This window comes from Mesorhizobium sp. ESP6-5 (genome assembly GCF_020164695.1).
Lineage (GTDB): Bacteria > Pseudomonadota > Alphaproteobacteria > Rhizobiales > Rhizobiaceae > Mesorhizobium > Mesorhizobium australicum.
Map to the genome: position 1 here is coordinate 436,796 of NZ_JAIUGR010000004.1, position 22,195 is coordinate 458,990.

Genomic DNA, 22,195 nt, shown 5'->3' on the forward strand with positions numbered 1-22,195 from the left:
AAAAATAATGCCGGGCGAAAAGTCAATCGCCCGGCATCAATATCTTGTGGCAAATTCGGCTTTGGTTAATAGCGGTAGTGTTCCGGCTTGAACGGCCCCTGCGGCGTGACGCCAATATAGGCGGCCTGCTCGCCCGACAGCTCGGTCAGGCGGGCGCCGAGCCTGTCGAGATGCAGGCGTGCGACCTTCTCGTCGAGATGCTTGGGCAGCACATAGACCTGGTTCTGGTACTGCGCGCCCTTGGTGAACAACTCAATCTGCGCCAGCACCTGGTTGGTGAAGGAGGCCGACATGACGAAGCTCGGGTGGCCGGTGGCGTTGCCGAGATTGAGCAGGCGGCCTTCCGACAGGAGGATCATGCGCTTGCCGTCCGGGAAGGTGATCATGTCGACCTGCGGCTTGACGTTGGTCCATTTCAGATTGCGCAGCGACGCAACCTGGATCTCGTTGTCGAAATGGCCGATGTTGCCAACGATCACCATGTCCTTCATCGAGCGCATGTGGTCGAGGGTAACCACATCCTTGTTGCCGGTGGTGGTGATGACGATGTCGGCGGTCGGTGCCGCATCTTCCAGCGTGACCACTTCAAAGCCGTCCATCGCCGCCTGCAGCGCGCAGATCGGATCGACCTCGGTGACCTTGACGCGGGCGCCCGCGCCCTTGAGCGAGGCCGACGAGCCCTTGCCGACGTCGCCATAACCGCAGACGACCGCGACCTTGCCGGCCATCATCGTGTCGGTGCCGCGGCGGATACCGTCGACCAGCGATTCCTTGCAGCCGTATTTGTTGTCGAATTTCGACTTGGTGACCGAATCGTTGACGTTGATGGCCGGGAAGGGCAGCAGGCCCTTCTTCTGCAACTGGTAGAGCCGGTTGACGCCGGTCGTCGTCTCTTCGGTGACGCCGCGGATCGCTTCCTTCTGCTTGGTGAAGAAGCCCGGCGAAGCCTTCAGCCGCTTCTTCACCTGGGCGTAGAAATATTCCTCTTCCTCGCTCTGCGGATTGGACAGCACGTCCTCGCCGGCTTCGGCACGGGCGCCGATCAAGATGTACATGGTGGCGTCGCCGCCATCATCGAGGATCATGTTGGAGAGGCCGCCATCGGCCCACTGGAAGATCCTGTCGGTGTAATCCCAGTACTGTTCGAGGCTCTCGCCCTTGACGGCGAAGACCGGAATGCCAGTCTCGGCGATGGCCGCGGCGGCGTGGTCCTGGGTCGAGAAGATGTTGCAGGAAGCCCAGCGGATGTCGGCGCCGAGCGCCTTCAGCGTCTCGATCAGTACCGCCGTCTGGATCGTCATGTGCAGCGAGCCGGTGATGCGCGCGCCCTTGAGCGGCTTCTTGGCGCCGAATTCCTCGCGGCAGGCCATCAGGCCCGGCATTTCGGTTTCGGCGATATCGAGTTCCTTGCGGCCCCAGCCGGCAAGAGAGATGTCGGCGACCACATAGTCCTTGCTACCCGTCATGGCAGTGCTCCGATGCGAATTGTCTTGCTGTGAATTGATCGTTTGGCTTGCGAATTGGTTGCGGATGCGCCCGCGCCGGTCGGCGCGTCGAAGGGCGCGAATTGCCGGCCTGACTAGCAGATCGGGCTTCGCACGACAATGGGATATAAAGAAATCTTTATTCGTGCATGTCCCGGAGGGCTGACTTCCGGGTCAGCACTCCTCGCCGAAACGGGAGGCGACGAGCTGCTCCAGCGCGTCCATGACCTCGAGCGCCTCCGGGCCGCTGGCGGTGACGCGGATCGAGTATCCAGGGCTGGCCGCCAGCATCATCAGGCCCATGATCGAGGTGCCGCCGACCTTGACGCCGTCCTTCTCGACATGGACCGAAGCGTTGAAACCGCTGGCAAGCTGGACGAATTTCGCCGAGGCGCGCGCATGCAGGCCGCGCTGGTTGACGATCGGAAACTCCCTGACGATCTGGTCCTTGTCAGGCGACAGCGTACTCATTTGCTGCTCAAAAGCTGGCTGGCGACGTTGATATATTTGCGCCCCGCGGCTTGCGCTTCATCGAGCGCGGCCGCCATGTTGTCGCCCTTGCGGATCGACGACAGCTTGATCAGCATCGGCAGGTTCATGCCGGCGATCACCTCGGTGCGGCCGGACTCCATTACCGAGATGGCAAGGTTGGACGGCGTGCCGCCGAACATGTCGGTCAGCACGATTACACCCGCCCCTGTATCGACACGGGCGACGGCGTCGACGATGTCGCGGCGACGCTGTTCCATATCGTCGTCGGCACCGATCGCCACGGTTTCGAAATTGTCTTGTGGCCCGACGACATGTTCGACGGCATGTCTGAACTCGGTGGCCAGTTGACCGTGCGTTACAAGCACGAGTCCGATCATTCTTTGGTGGCTCCCGTCATCGCCGCTTCACAGGCGCATTTTATGCTCGCCAGCCAATCCAGGCGGCGGGAGCGCTATCTTGTCGACGCGCGGCCCGTTGACAAGCCCAAAATTGCGCCGGCCCACGCCATTTTGACGCATTGCAGCAAAAAACCCAGCGCGGATCATAGAAAAGGCGGGATCGACAGCCGCGCCATCACGGCGAGCAAGGCGGCCGCGACATTGCGCTCGGCCAGATCGATGCGCGCCACCGCGCAGCCGGCGATGTCGTCGCTTGCATCCTCCTGGAAGCGTGCGATTTCGCCGGCCGGCAACAGGCGCACATGCAGATCGACGACGCAGGCCGGTTCGAACGGCAGGGACCGTGGCCCATGTCCCGGCACCTCGGCAAGGCCTTCGATGGTGCCGGGCGCACGGCACACCAGCCGCCCGGCATGGGCTTCGACGAAGAGCTGATCGTCGCCGACGAGCCGTGAGAACAATCCGCGTTGCAGGCAATGGCTGATCAGCGTCAGAGCCAGCGTTGTCTTGCCCGACCCGGACGAGCCGCTGATGAGAATGCCGCTCTCGCCGATCAGCAGCGCCGTGGCGTGTATGTTGTCAGGCCGCACGTCGCGATTCCTGGCAATTGGCGGTCATCCCTCGGCCGGGAGCGTCACGACGAAGCGTGCGCCCTTGATCTCGCCGGGCTTGGTGCCTGGTATGTTTTCGGCGGTCAACGTACCGCCATGGGCCTCGACGATCTGCCTGGAGATGGACAGGCCAAGGCCGGAATTCTGGCCGAACGCCTCGCCGGCGGGCCGGTCGGTGTAAAAACGTTCGAAGATGCGGTCGATGGCGTCGGCGCGGATGCCGGGACCGTTGTCGTCGACGGTCAGGATGTTGAACTTGCCGGCGCGCGCCAGCGACAGGCTGATATGGCCATGGTCCTCGGGGACGAAGGAACGGGCGTTCTCGATCAGATTGGTGATGACCTGGCCGATGCGCAGATCGTGACCGACGACGACATAGCCCTTGGCGCCCTGCGGCAGCTTGGCGACCTTGAGCTCGATCTCGACCGCCTTCTTGTTGCGCGTGGTTTCACGCGAAACAGCGACGAGGTCGGTGACGAATTTCTTCAGGTCGACGGTGCCGGCATCTTCGCGCGCCAATTCCGCATCGAGGCGCGAGGCGTCGGAAATGTCGGTGATGAGGCGGTCCAGCCGTTTCACGTCATGCTGGATGATCTCCATCAGGCGCGCACGGGAGGTGTCATTCTTCGCCAGCGGCAATGTTTCGACAGCACTGCGCAACGACGTCAGCGGGTTCTTCAACTCATGCGAGACATCGGCCGCGAAGCTTTCGATCGCCTCGATGCGCGCATAGAGTGCGTTGGTCATGTCGCGCACGGCAATCGACAGATTGCCGATCTCGTCCTGGCGGTCGGAAAAGTCTGGGATTTCCTCGCGGCTCTTGACGCCGCGACGCACCCGTACGGCCGCCGCCGACAGCCGGCGCAGCGGGTTGGCGATGGTGGACGCCAAAAGCATCGACAGGATGGCTGTGACGAGCGCCGCGATGCCGAAGACGCGCAGGATCGCCTTGCGTTCGGCGGCGACGATCTTGTCGATATCACCGCCTTCGGTCGACAGCATCAGCACGCCGAGCACGGCGCGAAAACGCTGGATCGGCACCGCCACCGAGACGATCTGCTCGCCCTGTTCCGAGACGCGCACGATGGTCGACGGACTGCCCGTCAATGCCTTGACCACTTCCGGGAAGGCGGCGCCGTTGCCGCCGGGCTGTTCGTGATAGACCGGCAGGTCGGTGTTGCGGAAGAAGTCGAAGATGAATTTCTGGACGCGCTCGACAAGGTCGGGCTCCTCCTCCTCGACCGGCGGCAGGTCGTAGCGCAGGATCTGACCGCGCGAATAGAGATGGCGCGAATCGAGCAGCAAATTGGCGTCGCGGTCATAGATGCGGGCTCGGGTGCGGGTCGGCGAGATCAGCCGCCGCAGGACCGGCGCCACGCGCTCGGGATTGATCGGAAAATCCAGATTGTCGAGTTGGTCCGAGCCAGGCCCCAGGCTTTCGCCGGCCTGCAGCTCAAGCAGTTTTTCCGGGTCGATGCTGATCGAATCCGTCTCGACCGTCGCCGACGCCGCAATCGCGCCGGCGATGATTTCGCCCTGCGTCATCAGGCTTTCGACGCGCGCGTCGATCAGCCCGTCGCGGAAGGTGTTGAGATAGAGGATGCCGGTGACGAGCACCGCCAGCCCGGCGAGATTGAGGAAAAGAATACGCCGCGTCAGGCTGGAAAAGATATGGTGGCCGAGGAAGCGGCGCATCGGCACCGTGATTTTCGACACGAAGGAAGGCATGATGCGCGACGGCCGCCTGGCGGCGCCCGCCGGTCTTGTTCGCTGTGCTTCCACTGCCATCGAATAGCAGCTCCCGCTAGTCCCAGGTTTGATGTATGTCGCAGCCCCACACTGGGGACCGCTTTTGCTCGACATACATCAAATTACGCTTCGCGGAACCGATATCCGACTCCGTAAAGGGTTTCGATCATCTCGAAGTCGTCGTCGACAGCCTTGAACTTCTTGCGCAGCCGCTTGATGTGGCTGTCGATCGTGCGGTCATCGACATAGACCTGCTCATCATAGGCCGAATCCATCAGCGCATCACGGCTTTTTACCACGCCGGGACGCTGCGCCAGCGAATGCAGGATCAGGAACTCCGTGACGGTAAGCGTCACCGGCTCACCCTTCCAGGTGCAGGTATGGCGTTCCTGGTCCATGACGAGCTGGCCACGTTCGAGCGAGCGGGCCTGCTGACTCGGCGCTTTTGCCGCGGCCTCGCGGGCACTGGCACGGCGCAGCACGGCGCGCACCCGCTCCACCAGCAGGCGCTGCGAGAACGGTTTGCGGATAAAGTCGTCGGCGCCCATCTTGAGACCGAACAATTCATCGATCTCGTCGTCCTTGGAGGTCAGGAAGATCACCGGCAGGTCGGATTTCTGGCGCATCCGGCGCAGCAGCTCCATGCCGTCCATGCGCGGCATCTTGATGTCGAGGATGGCGAGATTAGGTGGCCTGGCCGCCAGGCCTTCCAGCGCGGACGCACCATCCGTGTAGGTCTCGACACGATACCCCTCGGATTCGAGGGCGATCGACACCGACGTCAGAATGTTGCGGTCGTCATCGACAAGCGCGATTGTTGCCATTTCAAGCGGCTCCCTCATGAGCTGTCCCTTCTGTCGTAGAGAAGGGGCTTTTGCAGGACAAATTAGGTACAAAATGTGGCATAGGCCTTAACCGCTGTCACGCGCGGGGTGCCGCCGGCCACAATCCGACCTCGACATGGATTGGACGAACGAACCTCGCCAATCCTTTGGGCAACCGTGAAACTTTTCGCATATATAAACGATTTAAACAACTTTCAAAATATTTAAATCGATTAATGATTTGATATCATTTGGCTTTTCTGGTTCTGACCATCCTAGCCTGCTTAGTGGGTGTGCCGGAAATGCGCCGGCAAAGATGCGGCAAATCTTGAAAAGGGTCACCAATGTCGGAAGTCGGCAAACGCAATCCTGCCTGCGCGATCGATCGTATCGGTCTGAAAACCTCTGGCACGGTGCGTTACAATTTCGGTGCGGCCGCGCTCTACGAGGAAGCGATCCGGCGCGGTGAAGCCCGGCTGACCGCGCATGGCGCGCTGCTCGCCGAGACCGGCCAGCACACCGGTCGCTCGGCCAAGGACAAGTTCATCGTCCGCGACGCCGCCACCGAGCCGCAAGTCTGGTGGGACAACAACAAGGCGATCTCGCCGGCACAGTTCGACGCCTTGCTCGCCGATTTCCAGACCCATGCCGGGGACAAGGACCTTTATGTGCAGGATCTGGTCGGCGGTGCCGACGCGGAGCTCAAGCTGCCCACCAGGGTGATCACCGAACTTGCCTGGCACTCGTTGTTCATCCGTAACCTGCTCATCCGTCCCGAGGCGGCCGAACTCGAACACTTCGTGCCCGGGATGACGATCATCGACCTGCCGTCCTTCCGCGCCGATCCCGGCCGCCACGGCAGCCGCACCGAGACGGTGATCGCCGTCGACCTGACGCGCAAGATCGTGCTGATCGGGGGCACCTCCTACGCCGGCGAGATGAAGAAGTCGGTGTTCACCATGCTCAACTACCTCCTGCCGGAGAAAGGCGTGATGCCGATGCACTGTTCGGCCAATGAGGGACCGGCCGGCGATGCCGCTATTTTCTTCGGCCTGTCGGGAACCGGCAAGACCACGCTGTCGGCCGATCCGTCGCGCACCTTGATCGGCGATGACGAGCACGGCTGGGGTCCGCACGGCATCTTCAATTTCGAAGGCGGCTGCTACGCCAAGACGATCAAGCTGTCGGCGGAAGCCGAGCCGGAGATCTTCGCCACCACGCAGCGCTTCGGCACCGTGCTGGAAAACGTCGTACTCGACGCCGATGGCATGCCGGATTTCAATGACGGCAGGCTCACCGAAAACACACGCTGCGCTTATCCGCTCGACTTCATCCCCAATGCCTCGAAGACCGGGCGCGCCAGTCACCCGAAGAACATCATCATGCTGACCGCCGACGCTTTCGGCGTGATGCCGCCGATCGCCCGGCTGACGCCGGCGCAGGCGATGTATCATTTCCTTTCCGGCTACACGGCCAAGGTGGCCGGAACGGAAAGGGGCGTGACCGAGCCGGAAGCGACTTTCTCGACCTGTTTCGGCGCGCCGTTCATGCCGCGCCATCCGTCGGAATACGGCAATCTTCTGCGCGAGCTCATCGCTCGCCACGGCGCCGATTGCTGGCTGGTCAACACCGGCTGGACCGGCGGTGCCCATGGCACCGGCAAGCGCATGCCGATCAAGGCGACGCGCGCCTTGCTCGCCGCTGCCCTCGACGGCTCGCTGAAGGCAGGCGCTTTCCGCACCGACGCCAATTTCGGCTTCGAGGTGCCGCTGGCGGCGCCTGGTGTCGACAGCGCCATCCTCGATCCGCGATCGACCTGGGCCGACAAATCGGCCTATGACCGGCAAGCGGCAAGGCTGGTCGGCATGTTCGCCGTCAATTTCGAGAAGTTCGAAAGCCATGTCGACGCCTCCGTCCTCGGCGCGGCGCCGCACATGCAGGAAGCGGCGGAATAGGCGCAGGCAGGACGTCGGTGCCGTCAGCCGTCGGTCGAGACAGTGACAGACTTCCACACCTCGATTTCCTGCCGGAGACGTTCGATTCTGTCCGACACGAGCTTGAGAGCATCGCTGCCAAGCAGAAGCTGCGGCGGCGGATCACTGGCGTCGACCAAGCCTAAAACGGCGGCTGCCAGTTTATCGGGATCACCGAGCTGCTTGCCGCTCTTTACCTGTCGCGCCTCACGTATCGGATCAAAAAGCGCGTCGTAGTCAGTGATTGATCTCTCTGTGCGGACCATTGATCGTCCAGCCCAATCCGTCCGGAACGAGCCGGGGCAGACCGCGGTCACGCGGACACCGAACGGGGCCATTTCCGAACGCATCACCTCCGATATGCCCTGGAGCGCAAACTTGCTGCCGCAATAGTAAGCAATGCCGGGCATGGTGATCATGCCGCCCATCGACGTGACATTGACGATGAATCCACGACGTCGCTCCCGGAACCGGGGAAGAAAAGCTTTAGCGACGGCGACAGCGCCGAAGACATTCACGTCGAACTGACGCCGCATCTCTTCGATCGGCGACTCTTCAAGCACTCCCTCATGCCCATAGCCGGCATTGTTGATCAGCACGTCAACCGGTCCATGTTCGTTCTCCGCCTGCCTGACCACGTCGGGTATGGCGTCGAATTCCGTTACGTCGCACAGTACCGGTCGAACTGCGGGAAGAACGTCGGCGAGCGCTGCGCGTGATGTCTGCGAGCGAACTGCGCCAATCACCTTATGGCCGATCTGGATAGCCGCGGAAGCTATCGCCAAGCCGAAGCCGGAATTCGCGCCGGTGATAAAGAAGGTCTTCTGTGACATGACTCGCAAGCTTTCCTTGATTGGTGATGAGTTGACAAATATAATGAGGAACCGAGCGTTTCGATCGCGGATTCTCTGAATTTGTTGCCAAATCCTATTCCTCCCAAGCACGGACGATCCAAGCTGGTCGAGTTGGCCGGAGCTCTCGCCCCTCGTTGCGGCTACAATCCGACCGCGTTCAGCCGCGTCCGCATACTCCGGACGGAAGCCGTGCTTCACGACATCCCGGTCCTCTATAAGCCAGGCGCGGTGTTCGTATTACAGGGAAGCAAGCAGGGTATCCTCGAAAGGGAGATCTACCTCTACGACGAGGAGCACTATCTGGCGGTTTCGGTGCCCGTTCCATTCCGCATGAAATCGATGGCCAGTTCGGAGCGACCATTGCTTGCGGTCTATGTTGAGTTCGATATGCAGATGGCAGCCGAGCTCGCCATGCAAGCTCAGATGCATGCCGAACCGGCGAGCGGCAAGCCGCGAGGTCTCGTGTCAAGCAAGATGGCCCCCGAAATAGAGGATGTCCTGCTGCGCCTCCTTGTGGCACTTCGCAGCCCCGTTGAAGCTCTCGTCCTTGGTGACGGCATTCTGCGCGAACTGCATTACCGGGTGCTGGTCGGCCCGCAGGGCGGTGCAATGCTCGCGGCGCTGCAGCAGAAAGGCACGTCTGGAAGGATTGTCCAGAGCCTGGCCTGGTTGCGAGAGAACTACGGTTCTGAAATTTCGATCGGCGACCTGGCAAAAGACGTGGGCATGAGCGTTCCTTCCTACCATGTCCATTTCAAGAGCCTGACCGGCAACAGTCCAATGCAGTACGTGAAGGCGATACGGCTCCACGAAGCACGATTGATGATAGCACGCCAGAACAGGACGATCGCAGAGGTCGCGGCTTTGGTAGGCTATGCGAGCCCCTCCCAATTCAGCCGCGATTTCAAACGGCATTTCGGGCGCACGGCATCGGAAGAGACGAAATGGCTCCGTCGCCATCTTGGCGAACTCGCCTGGGCGTCGTGATCAGGATCGTATATGTCAGTTAGGGGCTGCGCTTTCGATCGGGCCTTTTCTTTTTCGGTCCGCCGCGCCATGACTGCGGCATGCCGATCGACGACGACATCATCATATCGGGCGAAGCCGTGATTCACCCGGGCGACCTGCACGAGGATTTCATCCGCTCGTCCGGTCCCGGCGGCCAGAACGTCAACAAGGTGGCGACGGCGGTGCAGCTTCGCTTCGACGCGCGGAACGCCGAGGGCCTATCGGACCGCGTACGCGAGCGGACCATAAAACTTGCCGGCCAGCGCGCCACCAAGGATGGTGTCATCGTCATCGAGGCCGGACGCTTTCGCACTCAGGAGCAAAACCGCGCCGACGCACGGACCAGGCTGGCGGCACTGGTGGCCAAGGCCGCAGAACCGCCGCCGCCGCCGCGCAAGAAGACACGGCCGTCGAAAGGCGCGGTCGAGCGTCGGCTGAAGAGCAAGGCCGGGCGCGGTACGATCAAGAAGCTGCGCGGTCGCGTGGAGAGCGATTAAGCAACACGCAAATCGTGCCCGCAAAACCACTTTCAATTTTGCGTTGCGGATGCGAGGTTTCCCTTATTGCCACAGCAAGGGAGACCTAGAGATGGGTATGTTCGATTTCGTCAAGAACGTCGGCAAGAAGCTCGGCATCGGCGGCGACGAGGAAGCCGCACCCACCGCCGACACGCTCAAGAAAGAGCTCGATTCACACAAGCTCGGTACCGATGGCGTGCAGGTCGTTGTCCAGGGCGATACGGCGGTGCTGAAGGGCGTCGTCAAGGACCAGTCGATCTTCGAAAAGGCGGTCATCGCCGTCGGCAACACGCTGGGCGTCTCCAAGGTGCAGGCTGACGAGTTGCAGGTCGCGCCGGCTTCCGGCACGGCGGCCGCAGCCAAGGAGCCGACTTTCTATACGGTCCAGAAGGGCGACAATCTCTGGAAGATCGCCGAAAAGAGCTATGGCAAGGGCCAGGGCGCCAAGAACACGGTCATCTTCGAGGCGAACAAGCCGATGCTGACCCATCCCGACAAGATCTATCCGGGCCAGGTTCTGCGTATTCCAGAACTTGGCTAATCGCCGGGCATGGTTGTATCAAAACGCTGAAATCAGTGCGCCGCGCGTCCGAAAGGCGCGCGGCGTTGCCTTACCAGCGGCGCTTCAGCGAAGCCGTGATGTTGCGGCCCTGGCCGATGTAGCAATAACCGGAATTGCACACCGTCGCGCGGTCATCGGCAATGTTGCGGACGGCGAAAGCGGCCGAGACACCTTCATACCTCTTGTCGATGGCGCCGAAATCGTAGGACGCCGAGGCATCGAGATAGACGGCGGCATCGTTCTTGGCGGTGTTTGACGTGTCGGTATAGGTCGCGCTCTGCAGCCGCACGCCGGCTCCCACCGAAAGGCCGGGTGCCGCACTGCCCTCGTCGAATTTGTAGTTCGCCCAGAGGCTCGCGACATGTTCGGGGGTGACGGCGGGGACCTTGTCCAACTCCGTCGAGTCAGGGCCGGCGCCCGTGATCTCGGCATGGTTGTAGTTATAGGCCGCGATCACGTCGAGCCCGTCCATGACGGCCGCGCGGGCTTCCAGTTCAAAACCATTGCTGGTGACCTCGCCCAGTGAACGATAGGTGCCCGCATTGGGATCGACGACTACCGGCTTGTTCTTCTCGACCAGATGGTAGGCGACCGCGGACAGCAGGATATCCGTTCCCGGTGGCTGGTACTTGACCCCCAGTTCGAACTGTTCGCCCTTCGTAGGCTGAAGAATGCCGCCGCCATCGGCCGAGCGGTTCGAGATCGGTTCGAATGACGTCGCGTAGCTGGCGAAGGGCGCGACGCCGCTATCGAACAGATAGAGGGCGCCGGCCTGCATGCTGAAGGCGTTCTTGTCCACCGCTTCGGAACCGCCCCCAAAATAGTCGCGCGTCTGCTCGACCCAGGTCTGGCGGCCACCGAGCGTGAAACGCCATTTGTCCAGTTCGACCTGATCCAGCGCATAGACGCCGGTCTGGCTCAGATCCGCGTCGGACGCAGAGAACGTGGTGTCCGGGGTCGGGCCGGAGAAACCGTAGGTCGGGTTGGCAATGTCGAAATCGTAGGCCGGATCGGGCGGATCGAACCCATAGCCGAAGGACGAGGTCAGGTTCGTGTAGTCGAGGCCGAGAAGCAGCGTGTGGGCGAGCGCCTCGGTGTCGAACCTGGCCTCGACCTGATTGTCGGCCTGGAAGACGTTCATTTCGTCGCGAATTGCGGTCGCATAACGATGCGCGACCGTACCTGTCCAACCGGAGACCGCGAGATAGCGCGACCTCAGGTCGAGATGGGAGTATCGTACATTCTGGCGCACCGTGATGCCGCCGCCGAAGTCGTGCTCGAACTTGTAGCCGACCTGCTGCTGCCGGATCTTCTGATGGTCATAGTCGGGGTCGCTCTCGCGCAGGGTGTGGACCTTTCCCGACGGATCGGTGATAACGCCGACATTGGAATCGGTCTCGTCCGCCTGCACCAGCCCATAGATGGTGAAGGACGTCGCGGCGTCCGGATTCCAGGTGAACGACGGCTGCAGCAAATAGCGGTCGTCGGCGATGTCGAAATTGGTGTCGCCGTTTCGCGCCAGGCCGACGATCCTGTAGAGGAAATCGTCACTGCCCTTGGTGACCGGACCGCCGAAATCGAAGGCGGCCTGCGCCCTGTCCTTCGTGCCATAAAGCAGTTCGACTTCCCTGATCCTGTCCTCGGTCGGCAGCTTGGGCACCTTGTTGACGATGCCTGCCGGCGTTCCCGCGCCGTAAAGCACCGATACCGGTCCCTTGATCACCTCGACGCGTTCGAGCGAGTAGGGGTCGGTGCGGAACGTGCCGTAGTTGATATAGGGCTGGCGCAGGCCGTCCTTGTAGTCGCCGAGCGTGGTTGCGTCGTAGCCCCTGATATAGATCTGGTCGAATCGCGGGTCGAATCCGTAAGCGCCGGTGCTGACGCCTGAGGAATAACGCACCGCCTCGATAATGTCCTGCGCGCCGCGCTCATCGAGTTCCTTGCGTGTCACCACCGAGACCGAGCGGGGCGTTTCGATGAGCGGCGTGTCCGTCTTGGTCGCACCGGAGCTGCGCTTGGCGGCCACCGTCTTGTCGTCCTCGGGGGACGTGTCGCCGCCGGCCTCGCCGCTGACCGTAATGGGCTCGAGCACGGTGGCGCCGCCCGATGCCTGGGTGCCTGCCTGCTGGGCGGAGGCTTGGTAGGTACCAGCCAGCGTCGCCAGGCATGTCGTGGCAAGCAGCCCTCGCCGCGACCAGATGCAGCCCCGTTCGATCGCGTTGAAGCCTTGAAGAAATGTCACTTCCATATCCCTCGCTCTCGTTGGCTGCCCGCGGCTTCTCTGGACGCGGAAGCTGAAAATTCTAGCGTCAACCGGTCCGGTTCTAAATCTTGACTATGTTAGTCATCTTTGTTCGTCAACCGCCATTTGGCCAAGACGAATTCGCTGCGGCCATCGCTCGTAAAAACCACGACCGCTTTCGGGTCGCCGTTTTCGTCTGGCGGTGGCATGCTGAGGCTCCGAACCATTCACATGAGCCAACCCATGCTCGTTCTGCCCAAAGGCATCCGTCACATGCCGGCCCATCTGTCCCGCGCCGTCCAGGAGACGCTGGTCGAGGAGGTGAGAAGCATTGTCCAGCAGGCGCCGCTGTTCGTGCCGGCCATGCCTCGGACCGGCAAGGAGATGAGCGTGCGCATGACCAATTGCGGCCCTCTCGGCTGGGTCACCGACAAGGAACGCGGCTATCGCTACCAGCCGACGCATCCGCTGACCGGAGAGCCGTGGCCGCCTATCCCCGACAGTCTGCTCGACCTGTGGCGGCAGGTGTCGGGCTATCCCAATCCACCGCAGGCCTGCCTGATCAATTTCTACACGCCGGAAGCGAAGATGGGCCTGCATCAGGATCGCGACGAGGCCGATTTCTCAGCACCCGTCGTCTCCGTCTCGCTGGGTGACGATTGCCTGTTCAGGGTCGGCCAGACTACCCGCGATGGCGCCACCAAATCGTTCAGGCTCAAAAGCGGCGATGTCGTCGTGCTTGGCGGCGAGGGCCGTCTTGCCTTCCATGGCGTCGACCGCATCTACCCTTCGACCTCGGCGCTGCTCAAGAATGGCGGCAGGATCAATCTGACGTTGCGGCGGGTGACGAAGCCCGACGAGGGCGCCGTATAGGCGAGGGTTCGCGCCCCGCACGGCGCCGCCGACCTTTAGGCGACCAGCGATAGTTCAGTTCAGCGCAGCGGTGAAAAAATCGCCGAGACCAGATGGAAAGGCAAAGCGCCGTAGGCGGCGACCGTCGCCTGATCGTCCCATTGGCGGAACTGCCGGGACGGCCGCGCTTCCAGCGTCAGGGCATGCTGTCGGCCATCGAACGTAACCTTGCCGCGAAAGCACAGCACCCGCTCTCCACCAGACCGGCTGATGGCCATCGCACGCAGACGCGCGACGTGGTCGTCGCCCACATTGATCTCCATTTCGATGCGGCGCCGGACCGGCGGGACGCTGATCCTGATCGTGATGTCCAGCATCATCTCCCCTGCCGTCGCAGGGCACGGTATGGTCTGCGAGAAGGCCAGGGGCGACTGTCCTTCCAGCGGCTCGCGAGGTGCCTGCCTGCCGCGCCATGCTCTGCCGCGCCATGCCTTGGCGGGCGGCTCCTGCCGCAGCCGACCGCTCTTGCGTCTCAGCCGCAACTGCTTGGCGAAGCCGCGCGACAGCCAGGTCAGCCTGCCGAAGTCGGTTCGCGGCTTGGCCTGCAGCACCGCCGACCAGCGTGCAAGGCCGGTGCGGTCGGCCATCTCCAGCACGCGCGCCAGCACCTTGTCAGGCACCGTCACGCCAACATCGAGCGCAAGGTAGGAAAGCGCCACCGCCGCGGCAACGGCAAGGCCACGCCTGGCGACGACATCGAGGAACACGTCCCAGTCGACGCCGCCGGCGCGAATGGCCACCGCGCAATCGACCAGCCAATCGCTGTGGGTGTGGGCATCGAGCCCGCCATGCGCGATGGCGAGCGCGATGCGATCCGCGGGCGACGGCACCAGCACGCCGACACCGCTGAATTCGGCCGTCGCCGCGCGCTGCCAGATCTCCTGGTCATCCTCGTCGCTTTGCTGCGAGCCGTCATAGGCAAGCTGGTGCAGATCGATATCGCCATAACTGCCCTTGAAAAAATTCATCGAGCGCAGCGACGCCAGCCTTGTCCTCAGATATTGGGGACTCACCCCGGTGGCGATCTGCCAGTCGCCGTCGCGCAGCACGCCGAACGCCGCCGGCATGTCCTGCGGCCGCACCAATATGTCGATGTCGTGCGCCACCCGGCCACGCTGCGCCGAGGCGTTCAAGGCAATGCGGCTGGCACCCTTGATCAGCATCACCAGGCAGCCGGAATCCGTCATCGCCTGCAGCGCCGGTTCGGCCTCGCGCATCGCCATGCGCGACTTGGTCCACAGCATCTTTTGCAGGCCGACAAGGCGCGGATAGGCGGATTGGCCGGCCAATTTCCGGCCGAACCGATCGCAGATCGCGGCCAGCAGCCGGTGTTCCCTGAAGGAGACAAGGTCGATGTCGTTCGCGCTTAGCCACTGCATGGCGCAACCGGCGGCCGCGTCCTCATCGGCAAGAAGGGCGGCCTTGAGCAGTTGGTCGAGCCCGCCCGTCGGCCAGGACCAGCCATAGTCCGGGAAACGTCGGCTGATGCGGCGAATGCCCGCCATCAGCCCGCGCCGGCCTTGTTCCGGGCCCGTCGCAGCATGGCGAGCCGCGCCACTTCGAGATAGCCGCGGTCGCGCGCCGCATCGCGGCCATAGGACAGGCTGCCGGGCCTGATGCGGCGCAGCGCCAGCACCTCCTCCACCATGTCGAGGGCAAGGCCCGTCTCGCGTGCCCGCGCGATCCAGTCGATCATTTCGCCGCGGCCGCCCGGCGGATCGACGATTGGTCCGACGGTCTCGGCGGCCTCGCGCCGGATCAGCATCGTGGTCCGCGACCAACCGGGTACGATCGCGTCCTCGGGTGCATCGGGCCGGTCATTGCGGAAGTTTCGCAAATGGCAAAAAACGCCCGACGTTGCGGGATGCCTTTCGAGATGCGCGAGCTGTGTTTCGGCCTTGCTCGGCAGCCACAGATCGTCGGCATCGAGCGTTGCAATGAGCGGCGTCGACAAGGCGGCGATGCCCCTTGTCGTGGCGCTCCCAGGTCCGGCATTTGCCTGGCGCAGCAATTGCAGCGGCAGGTCCGTTCCGCCGATCGCCGACGCGAGATCGTCGCTGGATCCATCGTCGACGATCACCACCAGCTCAGGCCGCACTGTCTGCGCCGCGACCGATCGCAGCGTCTCGGCGATGGTGCCGCTGGCGTTGAAGGCCGGTATGACGACGCCATAGCTCCGCATGCTACATGAAGCGCCAGTTGGCGAGTTCTTTGACATCGAAGATGCCTTCGATCCCGCGCAGTGAAGGGTCGGCCTTGCGCCGTTTCATCGATTTGTGGATGGCCCGCAAGAATTCCCGAAGGGATGTGTCGACCTGCTTCGTCATGTTGCCGGGATGACGTCGGTAGTAAAGCGATACGGTATCCGGCAGGACGAATCTGGGGCCGCTTTCAAAGGTGCGCAGCAGGTAGTCTGTGTCTTCGGCCTGGCCGAAGGCCTCGTCGAAGCCGCCGATCCGTTCGATGAGCTTACGCGAGAAAATGCCTGACGACAGATGAATTCCCCGCACGGTCATGAAATGGCTGCCGGGGCAGGGTTCCAGCAGATCGTCGTCGATGTGTTCGACCATCATCATCAGGGAATAGGTAAGCTCCAGAGCGGGGTCGGCGTCAAAGCATGCGATATCGGCCTTGAATCGTCCCGCAGGCGAGACATCATCCGAATCGAGGAACGACACGAGCTCCGTTTCCGGCGTGAGCAGTCTGAGACCAGCGTTGCGAGCCCGGGTCACGCCCATGTTCTCTTGCCGGAAAAGACGAATGCAGGGGTTCTCGGCCATCATCGAACGCACGGCCTCCGGCGACCCGTCGGTCGAGCCGTCGTCGATCACGATGATGTCGAGATCGGCGGCATCTTGCTGCCGCACGAGCGAGCGCAGCGCCGAGACGACATAGCGCTCGCGATTGTACACAGGCATGATCACGCTGAGCTTCACCGGGCGCCTCGTGTCAGGAAATCCTCGATCGTGCGGGCGATCTCTGCCGGGTCGATGCCGAGGGACAAACGGAAGCACGGCAGGTGGCGCGTCAATTCGCTGAAGAAGCGAAAGCCGCTTTCGCGCTCGCCCGGCATCTGGGCGATGCCGGACGGCGCCAAGGCAATCATGGCATCCCTGCGCGACACCGGCATAATCGAACTTGCTCCGCCTCCGCTGATATGTGGCACCACCAGCGCGACGATGTCCAGCATGGCGGGCACCGGCCGAGGCGCGATATCATGAATATGGAACGTGTGCTTGCCTTGCCAGTTCAGCGGGCCTTGCGCCGTTAGCCGCTGCCGCAGGCCCAGCCGGGCGAAACCTTCCGTGTCCTGCTTCAACGTCGAAAAAAGGGAGCGCGCGGTCACGCCGTCGGTGAGATCGATCAGCACATAGTCGTCGCCGACACTGTCGAGCCCGTTAAGCAGGCCGGCGGCGACGGTCCCCGATTTCCCGGCCCCGCCCGAGCCGGCAAGCAGAATACCGTTGCCGTCGATGCCAAGCGTGCCGGCATGCGTCAGCCGCATGCCGCGCGCGGCATATTCCCAGTGCAGGAAGGCGCGCAGCGGTGCTCCCGGCTCCCAGGGCGGAAAGGCATCGGCCGAGGCCATCAGCTGCACGCCGACGCGGCGGTGCGGATCGTAGACCTGCCAGAAATCCAGGTCGTGGAAATGGTGCCCGCGCAAACCGGCTTCGGCGAGCCGTTTGGCAAAACCGTGCTCGGTGAAATGGGCATCGCCCCAGTGCGCCGGCTCCGGGATGCCGTCAATGCCGGGATGCGCGATGAAGATGCGACCCGTGGACGGTGCCGGCTGGTCATGCCCGGGCTCGACAAAAGCATGGCCCAATGCATCGGCAAGCACGCCGTGACCGAGATGCACGGTCAGTTCAAGCCAGGGCAGGCGAACCTTTCGCATGGTCGGATAGCACGCGGCCGCGCCTTCAGCGGCGGCGATGAGATACCTGGCGTAATCCGGCAAGGTTTCGAGCGTGACGCGCGGCATCAATCGCCTTCCATCACGCTGCGGCCGCCCCGTCAGGAAGCCTGCTTGACCGCCGGCCAGCCGAGAGGTTCCTCGACCTCGTGGATGGGATCAACGACGATCAGGTCGGCGAGGTCGTCGTGAATGCTCACATTGAGCGGCTCGTTCGTGGCGGCAAGCTCGGCAGGCAAATCGCCCGGCAAAGGCTGCGCCGCCGCGTCCAAGCGCACCAGCAAACCCAATTCGAGCAATTGCGATATGAAGCGTTCGAGTTCGGCCTGGCCTATTGTCGAGCCGCCGGCGCTCAGCCCGACCAGAGCCTGGGCGTCCGCGCCGGATGAAAGCGCCTGCCATACCTTGCTGCCGGAATCGGAAAAGCCGAAATATTTGCCATTGGCAAGATTGAGCACCACGGCCTCGCCATCGAAAGATTCGAAAACGATATCCCGGCTCGCTACCGCATAGGCGTGGGAGTCATGCGTCATTGTTGCCCCGTCCTGCATTTCCTGCCCGCCAGCAGGACCGCTTCCACCAACAACGCCTGTAAACTTTCAGGTCTTCCTTGGCAAGGTAACCTTTGCCGGCAACGCGGGACCATTTCCGGGTTCAGTCGAAAGCCGGGCGGATCAAGCCTCGATTTCAAGCGGCGACAATGGCTTGGAACAACAGGCCAGGATGAAGCCATCATCGATCTCATGATCGAGGATGCCGCCATTGTGGCTCATCTCGACGCTGCCGGAGACTTTCTTCACTTTGCAAGTTCCGCAAAGGCCGAATTCGCAGGCGGCCGGTATTCGCACACCCGAGGCGCGCGCCGTCTGCAGCACGGTCTGGCCGGCGACACAGTCGGCGTCGACATCCGAAAGCGCGAAGCGGATCGGCGTCGCGGCTTCGACGCAAATCGCCGCGCCGTCTTCAGCCGGCGAGGCAAACGGCGCTGGGATTTCCTCCATCGCCGGCGCGGCAAAGCTCTCCTGATGGCATTTTGCCATGTCGAACCCGGCGGCCTCCAGCATGCCGCGCACGGCGCGCATGAAAGGGTCGGGGCCGCAGCAGAAGATTTCGCGTTCGCGGAAATCGGGCGCCAGGAGCGGCAGCCGGATGGCGTCGATGCGGCCCATATGGCCGTACCAGCCCTCGCGGCTCGACCGCTCCTCGATCATGAAGCCGAGCGACAGGCCCGGCATATGGCCGCCGAGCAGTTCGAGTTCCTTGCGAAAGATGATCTCTTCCGGGCGCCGCGCGCAATTGACGAAGCCGACATCGGTCCATGGCGCGCAGTCGTTCAGCCAGCGCAGCATCGACATCATCGGCGTCACGCCCGAACCGGCCGAGATGAACAGGTATTTCGCCGCCGGGTGGCTGTGCAGCGAAAAGTCGCCGCCCGGTCCATAGGCCTTGACGTGCGAGCCGGGCGTCAGGTGATCGAACATCCAGCGTGTGCCGACGCTGCCCGCCTGCGCCTTCACCGTCACCGCGATCGAGAATGGCCGTGACGGCGATGATGACAGCGTGTAGGTGCGCATCAGCGGGCCGTCCGGTGTCGGCAATTCCAGCGTCACGAACTGGCCCGGCTTGTAGCGGAACCAGGTCTGGTTGTCGGAGCGGAAGGTGAAGGTCTTGACGTCGGGCGCCTCGTCGCTGACGCCGGTTACTTCCAGCACCTGCAGCCTGTCGTTCCACGGCGCCATCTGGTCGAGGTGGCGATAGAGGCCAAGATCAGTCATGGCGTTCATCCCTGCATACCTTTCATTTTGGGCGTGTCGTGATCCCAAAGCCGCTGCACAGTTTTGGCCGACATGCGCTAGGCGACACTGCGCAGAGCAGGCCGGCCGTCTTCGGAAAGCCGTGGGCCGATAAAGCGCGCGTACCAGTCAACGAACTGGATGACGCCGCCCTCGTGCAGCTCCGAATAGGGACCGGGCTCGTAGGCCGGCGACAGGATGCCGAAGGCGTTTTCCTCGACGATGCGGCGGTCCTGGTCGTTGGTCTCGGTCCAGACATGGGTGAGTTCGGCGAGATCGTAGTCGACGCCTTCCACGGCATCCTTGTGGACCAGCCATTTGGTCGTAACCGCTGTTTCCGTGGCGCTGACCGGCAGCACGCGGAACGTCACCGCATGATCCACGAGGATATGGTTCCAGGTTGTCGGGTAGTGATAGTGCATCAGCGTGCCGATCCGGTCGGCCGAGACGCTGTCGGACAGGTTCTTCTTCACCGCCCGCTTGCCGGTCATCGTGTAGCTCTGGGCATCGCGCAGCAGCGGCGCGCGGGTGGCGCGGTATTGTCCAGCCGGGTCGATGCGAAACTTGCTGGGCAGGCCAACAGCTTCGCACCTCGCCCAGTGGGCCAGCATCTCCGGATCGCTGTCGGCGCCTTGCACGCCGGTCACGGTCGGCGCTTCCGGGAAGGTCTTGCACAGCTCAGGATGATTGCCCGCGCAATGGTAGCATTCGCGGTTGTTTTCCCAGACCAGCTTCCAGTTGCCCTTCTCGATGATCGTGCTCTCGAAGGCGATCTTGGCCTCGCTCAGCCGGTGCGGCAGGAGATAGGGCTCGATCATCGCCCGCATCGGCGCGAAGTCGGCGGGCTCCTTGGCCAGGCAGATGAAGACATAGCCGGCGACGCTTTCGCAGGCGACCGGTTTGAGCCCGAACTGGCTCTTGTCGAACCCATCGGCCATCTGGCGGGCGAACAGCAGCCGGCCGTCGAGTTCGTAGGTCCACTGGTGATAGGGACACACCAGTTTGGCGGCCATGCCCTTCTCGGTGTTGCAGACGCGGCTGCCGCGATGGCGGCAGGAATTGTGGAAAGCGTTGATCTTGCCCTGCTGATCGCGCACCAGCACGACCGGATAGTCGCCGATCTGCACGGTGATGAAGCTGCCCGGCTTGGGCAACTCGCAATCATGGCCGATGAACAGCCAGTCGCGATACCAGATCAGTTCCATGTCAAACTTGAAGTAGTCCGGGTCGGTATAGAAGGGCTGTTCCAGCGAAAGGCCCTGTCTGCGGCCGTTTAAAAGCCTCAGCATGTCGTTGCGCGCGTCCATGTCCTGTCCTCATTTTCAAGGACTGAACTGGTGGTGATGGAGGAAGGACTGGGCGCAAGCCGGCGAAAGCCGGACAACACCATCCGCCCCTTGACCGCCCACCGCGATCAGTCGAGTTCTAGCGATCTCGGGCTGGTTTCCGGGCTCTGGAGTTGTCCTGGCGGACCATCGCGACACCTTCCCAAGCTTTCGCCCAGTGGTCTCCCGTTGCGACTTGAACTCCACCACCGTTGCGGGGGCAGCGCCGGAATCTGACCGGCTTCCCAATTCTCCGCTCCGTCGTCACGCAGCGGCACCTGAGATCGCTCGATCTAATCACGACAGGGTTTGCGACATCGGCACGAAAGCGACATCGCATCCATGCGGCGCGACACGTACGCGGGATCGTCCCGGCGCGGTTGCAGCGGGGGAATCGCCTCTTCTCGCCAGGTGCGCGGGCACCGTTTTCGACCCTCAGCGGGCCGGAAAAGGGTTAATGGTTTCGAAAAGTGACTATTAGCAGAGTCTAAAATCGAACCGAACGGTTCGTTTCTGTTGACGGTGCGTGCAGGACGGTGTGAACGCCCAGCCTTCCGACACAGTTGGTGATCGGGGCGTGATCTTATGCAACTATTTGATATCAAATGGAAAAATCAGACATGTAGAAGGCGTTGGTACAATTTCAAGTGGTGGAGTCATGGTCCACGCTGAACAACTTCGTGATTGGAAACGGCAAGGGGGCTCTCCCACATCGGGGCTGTCCGAACGACGCGATTTAATCCCAAGACACGCCGCTAGACGGACGGGAAAAATACTGGAGTACAAAAATGAAAAAGATCATTCTCACTGCCGCCGCCCTTCTGGCTATTTCCGGCAGCGCCTTCGCTAGCAGCGACCATTATGGTTCGAACGCCGCGACCCCCACGGCCACTGTCGACAGCTCCTACACCGCTTCGACCAAGAAGTCGGAGCCGGCTGCCCAGACGCCTGTGACGGGCGCCGACCACAACCTCTTCGGCAACAATTAATAGCGATCCCCGGCACGCGGCGGGTGACCCTGCCGCGCTGGTGGACCCTACAAATTCAGGAGTATTAAAATGAACAAGATCCTCATTGCTGCCGCCGCCGTTCTGGCCCTCTCCGGCAGCGCTTTCGCCGGCAGCGACAACTATGGCTCCAACGGCGCCAACCAGGCTGCTGCCGCTTCGACCGACAATTCGAACACCGCGTCGATCGGCAAGTCGGCTCCGGCCACCTCGGCGCCTGTCCAGCAGGGCAGCGACCGCAACCTCTTCGGCCATTAACGGCCATCCCACGGCCGGTGGGCTCTGGCCCGCCGGCAGCCGGACTTCCAAAATTCAGGAGTACCTAACATGAACAAGATCCTTATTGCTGCCGCCGCCGTTCTGGCCCTTTCTGGCAGCGCTTTCGCCGGCAGCGACAACTATGGCTCCAACGGCGCCAATCAGGCTGCTGCCGCTTCGACCGACAATTCGAATACCGCGTCGATCGGCAAGTCGGCTCCGGCCACCTCGGCGCCTGTCCAGCAGGGCAGCGACCGCAACCTCTTCGGCCA

The 22,195-nt window shown here is 62.5% G+C and carries 23 protein-coding genes and 1 riboswitch; of the genes, 8 read left to right on the forward strand and 15 right to left on the reverse strand.

Translation table 11 applies throughout. The annotated features are described in order from the left end of the window. Positions 1-65: 65 nt before the first annotated feature. The 6 genes from ahcY to LB524_RS09080 form a co-directional block, all read right to left on the reverse strand. Positions 66-1,466 carry an adenosylhomocysteinase gene (ahcY, locus tag LB524_RS09055; RefSeq protein ID WP_224525408.1) on the reverse strand — a complete coding sequence of 467 codons (1,401 nt, stop codon included), beginning with the start codon at positions 1,464-1,466 and terminating at the stop codon, positions 66-68. Between the two features lie 192 nt (positions 1,467-1,658). Further along, the gene (locus LB524_RS09060) at positions 1,659-1,955 is read right to left on the reverse strand and encodes an HPr family phosphocarrier protein (protein ID WP_015314359.1); all 297 of its coding nucleotides are present in this window, start codon (positions 1,953-1,955) and stop codon (positions 1,659-1,661) included. Further along, on the reverse strand, positions 1,952-2,353 hold the full coding sequence (locus LB524_RS09065) for a PTS sugar transporter subunit IIA (protein ID WP_010912939.1): 402 nt from the start codon (positions 2,351-2,353) through the stop codon (positions 1,952-1,954). Before LB524_RS09065 ends, LB524_RS09060 begins: the two co-directional genes overlap by 4 nt. 164 nt (positions 2,354-2,517) lie before the next feature. Beyond that, positions 2,518-2,964 carry an HPr kinase/phosphorylase gene (locus LB524_RS09070; RefSeq protein ID WP_141906021.1) on the reverse strand — a complete coding sequence of 149 codons (447 nt, stop codon included), beginning with the start codon at positions 2,962-2,964 and terminating at the stop codon, positions 2,518-2,520. Between the two features lie 24 nt (positions 2,965-2,988). Then, on the reverse strand, positions 2,989-4,773 hold the full coding sequence (locus LB524_RS09075; protein WP_015314357.1) for a sensor histidine kinase: 1,785 nt from the start codon (positions 4,771-4,773) through the stop codon (positions 2,989-2,991). Positions 4,774-4,856: 83 nt separating this feature from the next. After that, positions 4,857-5,558, reverse strand: a complete 702-nt coding sequence (locus tag LB524_RS09080; RefSeq protein WP_010912942.1) for a response regulator transcription factor — start codon at positions 5,556-5,558, stop codon at positions 4,857-4,859. A gap of 344 nt (positions 5,559-5,902) precedes the next feature. Here LB524_RS09080 and LB524_RS09085 point away from each other — a divergent pair, with 344 nt between their 5' ends. Then, on the forward strand, positions 5,903-7,513 hold the full coding sequence (locus tag LB524_RS09085; RefSeq protein ID WP_224525411.1) for a phosphoenolpyruvate carboxykinase: 1,611 nt from the start codon (positions 5,903-5,905) through the stop codon (positions 7,511-7,513). A 23-nt stretch (positions 7,514-7,536) separates the two neighbouring features. Here the strand turns inward: LB524_RS09085 and LB524_RS09090 are convergent, their stop codons facing one another. Beyond that, positions 7,537-8,364: an oxidoreductase gene (locus tag LB524_RS09090; RefSeq protein WP_224525429.1), complete on the reverse strand. Its 828-nt coding sequence runs from the start codon at positions 8,362-8,364 to the stop codon at positions 7,537-7,539. Positions 8,365-8,445: 81 nt separating this feature from the next. Between LB524_RS09090 and LB524_RS09095 the strand changes: the two genes are divergently transcribed. From LB524_RS09095 to lysM, 3 genes are all read left to right on the forward strand, one after another. Continuing rightward, on the forward strand, positions 8,446-9,372 hold the full coding sequence (locus LB524_RS09095; RefSeq protein ID WP_224525432.1) for an AraC family transcriptional regulator: 927 nt from the start codon (positions 8,446-8,448) through the stop codon (positions 9,370-9,372). Positions 9,373-9,452: 80 nt separating this feature from the next. Continuing rightward, positions 9,453-9,890: an alternative ribosome rescue aminoacyl-tRNA hydrolase ArfB gene (gene arfB, locus LB524_RS09100; RefSeq protein ID WP_140615117.1), complete on the forward strand. Its 438-nt coding sequence runs from the start codon at positions 9,453-9,455 to the stop codon at positions 9,888-9,890. 91 nt (positions 9,891-9,981) lie between these two features. Next, a complete protein-coding gene (gene lysM / locus LB524_RS09105; protein WP_015314352.1) occupies positions 9,982-10,452 on the forward strand; it encodes a peptidoglycan-binding protein LysM in 471 nt (156 codons plus the stop codon). Positions 10,453-10,522: 70 nt separating this feature from the next. Here lysM and LB524_RS09110 read toward each other — a convergent pair whose 3' ends face one another. Continuing rightward, positions 10,523-12,721: a TonB-dependent siderophore receptor gene (locus LB524_RS09110; RefSeq protein ID WP_224525435.1), complete on the reverse strand. Its 2,199-nt coding sequence runs from the start codon at positions 12,719-12,721 to the stop codon at positions 10,523-10,525. Positions 12,722-12,958: 237 nt separating this feature from the next. Between LB524_RS09110 and LB524_RS09115 the strand changes: the two genes are divergently transcribed. Further along, entirely contained in the window at positions 12,959-13,588 is a 630-nt protein-coding gene (locus LB524_RS09115) for an alpha-ketoglutarate-dependent dioxygenase AlkB family protein (protein WP_015314350.1), read from the forward strand. 59 nt (positions 13,589-13,647) lie between these two features. Here the strand turns inward: LB524_RS09115 and LB524_RS09120 are convergent, their stop codons facing one another. From LB524_RS09120 to LB524_RS09150, 7 genes are all read right to left on the reverse strand, one after another. Further along, on the reverse strand, positions 13,648-15,132 hold the full coding sequence (locus LB524_RS09120; RefSeq protein ID WP_140788555.1) for a nucleotidyltransferase family protein: 1,485 nt from the start codon (positions 15,130-15,132) through the stop codon (positions 13,648-13,650). Next, positions 15,132-15,809: a glycosyltransferase family 2 protein gene (locus tag LB524_RS09125; RefSeq protein WP_224525438.1), complete on the reverse strand. Its 678-nt coding sequence runs from the start codon at positions 15,807-15,809 to the stop codon at positions 15,132-15,134. Before LB524_RS09125 ends, LB524_RS09120 begins: the two co-directional genes overlap by 1 nt. 1 nt (position 15,810) lies before the next feature. After that, positions 15,811-16,563: a glycosyltransferase family 2 protein gene (locus tag LB524_RS09130; protein ID WP_015314347.1), complete on the reverse strand. Its 753-nt coding sequence runs from the start codon at positions 16,561-16,563 to the stop codon at positions 15,811-15,813. Further along, a complete protein-coding gene (locus LB524_RS09135) occupies positions 16,560-17,609 on the reverse strand; it encodes a serine kinase (RefSeq protein WP_224525440.1) in 1,050 nt (349 codons plus the stop codon). Before LB524_RS09135 ends, LB524_RS09130 begins: the two co-directional genes overlap by 4 nt. Positions 17,610-17,641: 32 nt before the next feature. Beyond that, a complete protein-coding gene (locus LB524_RS09140) occupies positions 17,642-18,073 on the reverse strand; it encodes a PqqD family peptide modification chaperone (protein WP_140615104.1) in 432 nt (143 codons plus the stop codon). 141 nt (positions 18,074-18,214) lie between these two features. Next, the gene (locus LB524_RS09145) at positions 18,215-19,315 is read right to left on the reverse strand and encodes a hybrid-cluster NAD(P)-dependent oxidoreductase (RefSeq protein ID WP_224525442.1); all 1,101 of its coding nucleotides are present in this window, start codon (positions 19,313-19,315) and stop codon (positions 18,215-18,217) included. Between the two features lie 77 nt (positions 19,316-19,392). Continuing rightward, positions 19,393-20,640, reverse strand: a complete 1,248-nt coding sequence (locus LB524_RS09150; RefSeq protein WP_224525443.1) for an aromatic ring-hydroxylating oxygenase subunit alpha — start codon at positions 20,638-20,640, stop codon at positions 19,393-19,395. A gap of 112 nt (positions 20,641-20,752) precedes the next feature. Next, positions 20,753-20,955, reverse strand: a riboswitch (cobalamin riboswitch). A 491-nt stretch (positions 20,956-21,446) separates the two neighbouring features. Between LB524_RS09150 and LB524_RS09155 the strand changes: the two genes are divergently transcribed. From LB524_RS09155 to LB524_RS09165, 3 genes are all read left to right on the forward strand, one after another. Then, positions 21,447-21,647, forward strand: a complete 201-nt coding sequence (locus tag LB524_RS09155; protein ID WP_015314343.1) for a DUF680 domain-containing protein — start codon at positions 21,447-21,449, stop codon at positions 21,645-21,647. Between the two features lie 69 nt (positions 21,648-21,716). Further along, positions 21,717-21,923 (forward strand): DUF680 domain-containing protein, encoded by a 207-nt coding sequence (locus tag LB524_RS09160; protein ID WP_015314342.1) that lies wholly within the window; start codon positions 21,717-21,719, stop codon positions 21,921-21,923. 69 nt (positions 21,924-21,992) lie between these two features. Then, on the forward strand, positions 21,993-22,195 hold a 203-nt coding region (locus LB524_RS09165), incomplete at its 3' end, for a DUF680 domain-containing protein (RefSeq protein ID WP_140711620.1).